At 68.1% G+C, this 3,716-nt stretch carries 5 protein-coding genes; 1 reads left to right on the top strand and 4 read right to left on the bottom strand.

Annotation, left to right across the window (positions count from 1 at the left end; genetic code table 11):
* Positions 1-27 precede the first annotated feature (27 nt).
* The gene (locus P1P70_RS41940) at positions 28-741 is read right to left on the bottom strand and encodes a hypothetical protein (protein ID WP_319247347.1); all 714 of its coding nucleotides are present in this window, start codon (positions 739-741) and stop codon (positions 28-30) included.
* A complete protein-coding gene (locus P1P70_RS41935) occupies positions 741-2,081 on the bottom strand; it encodes an HNH endonuclease (protein ID WP_319247345.1) in 1,341 nt (446 codons plus the stop codon). Before P1P70_RS41935 ends, P1P70_RS41940 begins: the two co-directional genes overlap by 1 nt.
* 106 nt (positions 2,082-2,187) lie before the next feature.
* On the opposite strand from P1P70_RS41935, the gene P1P70_RS41930 reads away from it, so the two are divergent.
* Positions 2,188-2,526, top strand: a complete 339-nt coding sequence (locus P1P70_RS41930; RefSeq protein WP_319247344.1) for a type II toxin-antitoxin system prevent-host-death family antitoxin — start codon at positions 2,188-2,190, stop codon at positions 2,524-2,526.
* A gap of 59 nt (positions 2,527-2,585) precedes the next feature.
* Here P1P70_RS41930 and P1P70_RS41925 read toward each other — a convergent pair whose 3' ends face one another.
* Together P1P70_RS41925 and P1P70_RS41920 are read right to left on the bottom strand one after the other, a co-directional pair.
* Positions 2,586-3,332, bottom strand: coding sequence for a site-specific DNA-methyltransferase (locus P1P70_RS41925; RefSeq protein WP_319247342.1), 747 nt, complete (start codon positions 3,330-3,332; stop codon positions 2,586-2,588).
* Positions 3,332-3,541 (bottom strand): helix-turn-helix domain-containing protein, encoded by a 210-nt coding sequence (locus P1P70_RS41920; protein ID WP_413471666.1) that lies wholly within the window; start codon positions 3,539-3,541, stop codon positions 3,332-3,334. Before P1P70_RS41920 ends, P1P70_RS41925 begins: the two co-directional genes overlap by 1 nt.
* Positions 3,542-3,716 lie beyond the last annotated feature (175 nt).

Below are 3,716 nucleotides of genomic sequence, written 5' to 3'. Positions count from 1 at the left end.
AATTATCTTTTCTTCTTCTTGTTTGTTCTATATTCTTGTACTTACGTGCGCTATACTCGTGTTAGCACTATTATTATAATACGCTGAGGTACCGTGTCCGTCACCACAGACATGACGTGGCGCGCATCCAGCTCGGTTCCGATCCCCCCCCCGCTCCCGGGCTTCCCGACCCTCTTCGGCAGGGGTATCGGAGGGGGTTCCCGAAGGGGTTGCGGAGGGGGTTACGGAACCCCTTCCGTTGGGGTCGGTCGGGGGGTTGCCGAACGCCTTGCGGAGGGTGGTGATCTGCTCGGCGACCTGTTGCCGGATGGACACTCCGCGGGCGCCCGGCTCGTTGCTGAGTTCGTCGAGGGGGACGCGGTCCACTTCCGCCAGGAGGGCCGTGCGCAGGCGCCAGGAGGAGATCTCCAGCGCCCCGGACACCATGGCGCCCATCACCTTCGGCTGCTTCCACACGCCGTCGTTACGGACGAACGAGCGGATCAGCAACTCCTCGGTGTCGACGTCCATGACGATGAACCGGGCGTCCTCCAGGGCCTGGAGGAGCTTCTCCAGTTCGGCGGAGGTGAGGCCGCGCGCCTTGCGGGACCAGCGCTTGAGGGTGAGGTCGAGCAGGCCGGCGTGGTTCAGGTTCGGCTGGCTGATGAGGAACAGGTAGAGGCGTTGCTCGCGCTCGTCGAGGGCGAGGAAGTCTGCGTCGTCCCAGATGCTGGTGAGGATGCGTCCGTGTCCGCGGGCCATCAGTTGTCACCGCCGTCGAAGAGAAGCCCGGCCGCCGCAAGGGCGTCCGTGGTGATGGTCAGGTGGGGAGAAGGGTCGTGGTCCCGGTATGCGCCGGCCCGGACGGCTGCGGCGTAGACGTCGGCGTAGCGGTACCTGTTTGCGTCGTGGACCGAGTCGAGGGATGCCCGGAAGGCCCACCGGTCCTCGTCGGTGGGCCACGCGGGGGTCGGCCCCGCGTACCGCCACGAGCGGGCCCAGAGGTCCTCGGCGTGCTGGTAACCCGGTAGGTCCGTCACGGCCTTGAGCGCGTCCGTGCCGTGCAGGCCCCAGTGCAGGACGGGTGTCAGGTGTGTGCCGGCGAATGCGGCTGCCGCGATGACGTGGACGGGGTGCAGGCCGTGCTTGTAGAGGGCTACGCAGCTGTTCCACGCCTGGTCTCGAACCTTTTGCGGAGGCTGCTCACCGCCAGAGGCTTGGGTCCAGGCGTATTCGAAGACGAGGCTGGCCACGTACTGCTGCTCGAACTCGGCGGCCGACTTGCGCTGCTCGATGCCTTCGGCGATGTCGGCGCTCTCGAACATCACCGCGTATTCGGCGGCGTGCAGGATGTCGGGGAGGCTGCGTCCGGACGCCAGGGCCTGAGCCGCGCTGGACTTGAACTGTGCGACCTGCTCGGCCGTCGGGCCCCCCTTGAAGGTGCACGTCCAATCCTGGCCCCAGGTAAGGAGTGCTGCTTCGAGAACGAGATCGTCAGGGTTCTCGATGTCGAAGGCGGCGGCGGACGGCGCAGAGCCGACGATCTTCCGCGCTTCGGCCTGGAGTTCGGCGACCTTGTTCCAGGCGATGCCGCAGCAGTACTTGAACTTGTTGACCGTCAGGACTTTCTCGTAGCCCATGGCCGTGTCGACGATGTCGCTCCACACATCGGCGGGGAGGCCGGCGACGCGGAAGCGCTCGATGCTGGGCTTCCAGTCGGCGGGCAGTTCGACGGTTGTCCGGGCCTCGCCTTCGCCGTGTCCCCATCGGTTCCACTCGGCGAGGAAGGCGTCGCGGTATTCGTCCTTGGGCGTCTGCTGCTGGCGGAGGTTTTCAGCGGCCTGCTTCATGGCGTCGGCCCACCGGACGGCGGTGGCGTCGACATCGGCGACGACTGCTGAGTCGACGGTGGCGCTGCTCTTGCCGCTGTTGCAGGGTTCGCAGCTGGTGACGAGGTTCTCGGGTTTGTCGCTTCCGCCGAGTGCGACGGGGGTGACGTGGTCGACGCGCAGGGGGGCGTCCGGGGCGGATGCTCCGCAGTACCGGCAGGTGTGGTTGTCGCGCCGGAGGATCTCGTACCGGAGGCGCTTCGAGACGGCCATCTGGGCTTCTTTCGGTCGTGCGGAGTTAGGGGATTGCGCGTCTTGGCAGCGCGGGTTCCTTGCTGCCATACTACTTTAAAGATTGGAAAGAATGGAAGGATTGGCAATGACTTACACTCTGGCCATGGCCCTGCACCCGAAGATCGAGATCGAGAAGGACGGCGTCGCCGAGGTGGCAATGACCGACGCGCGTGCCGCGCTGACGTCGCTGATTCGCGAGGTCAGTTGGGGGCAGCGGCCGGGGGCCTTCACGGAGCGCGGCAAGCGGGTCGCGATGGTGGTGCCAACCGAGTTCTACGAACGGGCCGTCCGCGACCGGGCGATCATCGACGAGCTGCACCGCCGCACCGAGACACCCGGCGCCGGCGCCACGTCCTACGACGAGAGCAAGTCCCGCACCATCCGCGACGCGCTGCACGCGGCCGCGCTGGCTGTCGACTCCTGACACCCCTCCTCCTTCCTGTCGGGCCCCGCACCTGTCCGTGCGGGGCCTTCGTGCTGCGGTCAGGCGGCGGGCAGCGTGAGCGCGGACAGGCGGCGCACGGCGGCCTCGCAGTAGTCCTCGCGGGCTTCGATACCGATGGCGCGACGGCCGGACTGGCGGGCGGCGTCGAGGGTGCTGCCGGACCCGGCGAACGGGTCGACGACGAGCCCGCCGGGCGGGCAGGCGTAGCGGATCAGCGGGTCGAGGATCCCGAGGGGCTTCTCCGTCGGGTGGATGGCGCCGCGCCGCCACATGTTCGGCACCCGCTGAACAGTGCGCAGGAGACGGGTCCCGTCGTCCTCCCAGACGGACGTGCCGCGCCTTCCTGTGTGGTCGGGCTGGCCGCCGCGCGCGTTGCCCTTGGTGCGGTGGTGCACTTCGGTTTTGGGCGTCTCGTGGTGCACTGCGTTCCAGTCGCCGCGGTACCAGTGCGTGACGTGTTCGTGGACGCGCTTGAAGCGGTCGGTGGCGAAGCCAGAGCCGTTCTGCTTCTCCCACACGATGTCTTGGGACAGCTTCCAGTCGGTGAACTCCGGGGCGCGGTCAAGGAACATGCGCATCGAGCCGAAGCACCACATCGACGAGGCGACGATCGTGGCGAGGGCGGGCCAGCCGTCGGGCCAGCGGTCCCACTCCAGCGACGTTTCGGCGTAGGGCGGGTCGGTGACGATGCAGTCGGCTTGTATGCCGAGCGCGGGCAGGATCTCCCGCATGTCGCCGCAGTGCAGCTGCAGCCCGCTGTCGGGGTCTTCCCAGTACGGGCCCATCAGACGGCCGCCTTCCGGAGTCGTCCGCCGCGTCCGCGCAGGGTCACGCCGGCTTCCAACAGGAGGACCCGTGTGCCGCCGTACGACCGGCCGATCTGATCGGCGACGGAGCGGATGGTGCAGCCCTGCGTGTACAGGTCGGCGGCGCGTTGGCGGGCTGTCTCGCGTGCGTTGCCGGTGAGGTGGATGCCGGGCTTGTAGTCCCTCATCGGAGGGCTCCTCTCGTGAGTTGGGTTGGGGCCCGGGGCCCGCGGTTGGGGGAAGTCGCGGGCCCCGGGTGGCGGCCGCTGGGGGGAGGTGCGGCCGCCGGTCAGGAAGTCAGTGGTGGCGGTCGTAGCGGGAGCCGAGCCAGCACACGGCCCCGACCCCCACCCCGACCACGGC

This window comes from Streptomyces sp. MB09-02B, assembly GCF_033794485.1.
GTDB lineage: Bacteria > Actinomycetota > Actinomycetes > Streptomycetales > Streptomycetaceae > Streptomyces.
The sequence above is the reverse complement of the archived record's forward strand: the minus strand, read 5'-3'. Positions and strand labels throughout refer to the sequence as shown.